This is a genomic window from Rhodococcus aetherivorans, assembly GCF_011058165.1.
Taxonomy (GTDB): Bacteria; Actinomycetota; Actinomycetes; order Mycobacteriales; family Mycobacteriaceae; genus Rhodococcus; species Rhodococcus aetherivorans.
In genome coordinates this window covers 1-3,753 of record NZ_JAALEG010000171.1, presented here as the reverse complement: position 1 = coordinate 3,753, position 3,753 = coordinate 1, and the positions used below count along the sequence as shown (strand labels likewise).

At 67.8% G+C, this 3,753-nt stretch carries 4 protein-coding genes and 1 pseudogene; 2 read left to right on the top strand and 3 right to left on the bottom strand.

The features are described 5' to 3' along the window. Both G6039_RS30925 and G6039_RS29835 read left to right on the top strand, forming a co-directional pair. Positions 1-205, top strand: a pseudogene (locus tag G6039_RS30925) (hypothetical protein); the annotation flags it as partial. A 4-nt stretch (positions 206-209) separates the two neighbouring features. Beyond that, the gene (locus G6039_RS29835; RefSeq protein WP_164528187.1) at positions 210-1,226 is read left to right on the top strand and encodes a hypothetical protein; all 1,017 of its coding nucleotides are present in this window, start codon (positions 210-212) and stop codon (positions 1,224-1,226) included. Between the two features lie 87 nt (positions 1,227-1,313). Here the strand turns inward: G6039_RS29835 and G6039_RS29830 are convergent, their stop codons facing one another. The 3 genes from G6039_RS29830 to G6039_RS30920 all read right to left on the bottom strand — a co-directional run bounded on the left by G6039_RS29830 (position 1,314) and on the right by G6039_RS30920 (position 3,375). Then, entirely contained in the window at positions 1,314-1,766 is a 453-nt protein-coding gene (locus G6039_RS29830) for a hypothetical protein (protein ID WP_051446158.1), read from the bottom strand. Between the two features lie 528 nt (positions 1,767-2,294). Continuing rightward, complete coding sequence (locus tag G6039_RS29825) at positions 2,295-2,489, bottom strand: hypothetical protein (RefSeq protein WP_152545970.1); 195 nt, start codon at positions 2,487-2,489, stop codon at positions 2,295-2,297. Positions 2,490-2,880: 391 nt separating this feature from the next. Continuing rightward, on the bottom strand, positions 2,881-3,375 hold the full coding sequence (locus tag G6039_RS30920) for a hypothetical protein (RefSeq protein ID WP_043802005.1): 495 nt from the start codon (positions 3,373-3,375) through the stop codon (positions 2,881-2,883). Positions 3,376-3,753 lie beyond the last annotated feature (378 nt).

The window sequence follows — 3,753 nt, the reverse complement described above, 5'->3', positions numbered from 1 at the left end:
CATCGAACGGACCAGGCAGGGCACGAACGTCATGCGGGCTCCTCCGGTGGGATGGCAATCAGGCCTACACGCGATCCTCGTCGAGTCCTCGAGATCGCACAGTGATTACCCGCATATCAAACACACCACCCCCGCCATGCTCGAGGTCTACGCCCGCGAACACGCACCCCTGCTCGGCAACGCCGTCACCAACCTGGGCTTGTAGCAGCATGCGCACCTCGACCGAACGCCTCGACGATTCTGCGGAAACAACAGCGGGCCTGCGGATTCCGGCGCGGTACCGGCACGACTGGGCGCTGTTCGCCGACTGGTGCACCGCCACCGACCACCTCGCGCTCCCCACGACCCCCGAGGCGCTCGCCCGGTTCCTGCACGAACATCCCGCCGCGCCCGCCACCCAGCGGCGGCGCGTCTCGGCGATCAACACCGTCCACACCCGCCACGGCCACCCGGCGCCCGGCCGCAGCGAGACCGTCCGCCGCCGGCTCGATGCCGCCCGCGCCGCCCGGGCCGACCGGCTCGCCCCGCTCCTGCACCGGCGCGCCGCGCAGCTGCCGGTCGCCGGCTGGCCCGGCGGGCTGTTCGGCCGCCGCGACGCGCTCCTGCTGACCCTGGCCGCGACCGGGATGCCGTTCGCCCGGCTGGCCCGGCTGCGCCGCGGCGACATCCACGTCGACGCCGGCACCCTCGTCGTTACTGCGACCGGCGAACAGTACTGTGTGTCACCAGAGTCCGCCGTCGGTGCGAGCCCGGCGGTGGCGGTGTATTACAGATGGGCGGAGATCCAGGCGTTCCTCGACGCATACCCGAACACCGACCTGCTCGCCCAGCACCTGACCGACCCGGTCGAGATCGACCAGGGCGCGCTCACCGACCGGCAGGCCCAGCAACCCCTGCTGACCCCGATCGACCGCTGGGGACACCTGCCGCTGATGCCGCAACCGATGACGGCGCAGTCCCTCGCCGCGCTGGTCCGCGACCACCTGGCCGGCCGAGTCCCGGCCCGCACCCCACTGCCCCTACGCAAACAAAGGGGCCAGGACGACAACCCGCACGTCCAGCACGAGACTGAGGTCGACCTCGACCCGCACTACTACGAGCGGGGTGTGGCAGCGCGCCGCCAGGCCCGCGACAGCCTGGACGGTCTCGCCGAGGTCTTCGACGCCATCGAAGCCCGCGCCGACGCCCTGCTCGAGGAACTGCTCACCGTCTTGGAGGAGCTGTAGGCGTTCTGCTCTCCTGGGGGAGCGGTGCGTACCGTTCAAGAATTCAGACACAGCCACCCCGAAGATGCTGCCACTGGGGCTCACTCGTCAGTTGAGAGTCAGACGGCAGTATTCGTCGGTGTTTCCCGCTTCTTTGCACGCCTGCCAGTCGAGTTGGCCTTGCACCCATGGCGAGGGGGAGCGGGGCGATGAATTTGTGTCCGGTCGGGTTGCGCCGGAGGGGTATCGGCAGGTGGTGCCGTCGCACACCGGCGTGTTGGCGGCCACTTCGTCTGCCAGGACCTGGTCATGGATCGACTGACAGTAGTCCGAATACCCGGTCACCGTGCCGTCGGACCAGTACGTGACGATTGGTCCCAACCCCAGCTGGCAGTCGATGATGTAGGGCTCCTCGACCATCACCGGTTCGTCGGCCACGGGCTCGACCACCATCGGTTCGTCCGCCACGGTCTCGGTGGCGGTAGGGGTGATCTCCGCAGAAGTCGAATCCGGGACGGAAGACGCGGTGATCGAACTGGCCGCTGCGTTCGTCGTCGACACCGGTACCGCGGTCGGAGCAGGTGTGGCGGCACGGGAGCTAGAATTACCGTCTCCGCAACCGGATACGATGAGTGCGATCGCAAGGATCGGCAGCAAACGCAGTGTTTTCACCCCCGCAATACCGCCTGGGACTCCGGTTTCGTTACCGAGGACTGCCGGGGGATACGCCCGCACGGGCCGGCACCTCACCCTGAGCGGCACCGCCGGCATGTCCCGCATCGGTAGAACCGCACGGGAGGACTGGTGATGCCGGACGCCCTGGTCCGAGGACTCGGGGCGTCCGACGGATCGATCAGCTGCTTCCGAAGCGCGGCGGCGGCGGGGGCAGGAGCTTGCCGGCCAGATCCCCGGTCCACGTGAAGTCCTCGAGTCCGATGTGCACGGTCAAGGTGGCCGGATTGAGCTGCGACTTGTCTACCTCGTACGCGTAGTCGAGGGTGACCGAAGTGTGGGGGGCTACGACCCCGGAGAAGAACGCATCCGACTGCGAGTAGTCGACATCGGCGCGATAGCCGCGCGCACCGTAGGTCAGGGTCGCGTCGAGATGGAGTACCCCTCAAGCGGATTGTCACCTGGGGTGAAGGTGATGCCCAAGACGGTGAGGTTCGGGGCGGTCGCGTACTCGGTGAGGGCGATGGTGCCGCCGCCGCTGCCGCGGATCACGGTGCCGAAAGGCTGGATCACCGGAGCCGGTGACGCTGCGGCGGTCGGGGCGAGCATCACGGAGGGAGCGGCAAGGGCTACGGCTGCCGCAACGACAGCGGTACTTCTGGAAATCAACGTTGAGTGTCCTGTCCTGAACGAGTGATTGGTCGACCTTAATAGGTCTCAAGCTTGATGCCGTGTAGGTGCTCCGGCAGGCCTCCTCGTCCGGTAAGGACCGGTGGTGGGGACTCGGTTCCGCAACGCAGCCAGCGGGATCGGGTCTTTGACGGCGACTACGCCGGCCGTCTCGGTGACGACCGGAACCCCGAGCAGGTGGCGAGGGTTCATGCGCGTCGCGGATGCACGAGGTCAGTCGCGCCCCCTCCGCCGGGTGCACAGGCGCCGGGGACCGGGCATCGCCGGCGGACACCAGTCCGGCAGGTCGAGTCGTGTCGGAGGCAGGCAACCCCTAGCGCAATGCGTCGACGATCGCGTGGATGATCCAAATCGGCAGCCACAACCCGCAGGTGAGCAGGGTAAGGATGAAGTGCAGCCCGTGCGGGCACCCGCCGCCGGCACGAACGTTGTTGTTGACCGTGACCTGCTGGACCGGACCGTTGTACTGCCGGTTCGCGTACTGCGCGGCGGCCTGCCGTTGGGCCTCCTCCCACGCCTGCCGCCGCACGTCCTCTTGCCACTGCGCCCACTGCCGCTGCCGCTCCTCCTCGGCGCGCTGCGCAGCCACCTGCTCCGGTGTCGGCGTCATCGGCCATGCCGGTGGGGCGTCGGAGAACCGTCCAGGATCCGGTTGCGGCGTCGACACGTCGATCACCGGCTCAAGTTCCGGCTCGGTGCGGTGGCGCGGGGCCATCCGATGCTGCCGGTGCACAGGCTTGTTGTCCCGGTACTCGGCATAGGGGTCGTAGGTGGGTCCGTCGCCGGGGAAGGGATCGGGGTCGTTCACTGGCGGTCCGTTTCACGCAGGCCGGCCTACTGGTCAGCCGGTCATTTTGTTCGTGACTCATATCACGGACGTGGCGGCTTTGTGCGTAGGGCGCGCCGAACGACTCCCTGGCGGGGGCGGTGGAGGCCGATTCGTCCCGGCCCGTCAGAACGGGGCCTCATTCGGTACTCCCCAAGATGGTGATGTCGATGTCGGCAGGGGCCCCGAAGGGCAGCGGAGGATTGGTGACGACAGAGAGGTCCAAGATATCGGGCTCTTCGCAGTTGGTAGGGGCGTGATGTTGTCCGACCCCGTGCCGTGTCGGTGATTGAAAAAGGGCCCGCGCCCTTGTGAGCTGGGTGTTCTTCAGGCAACCAGACCAGCAAGGAACGCGGGCAT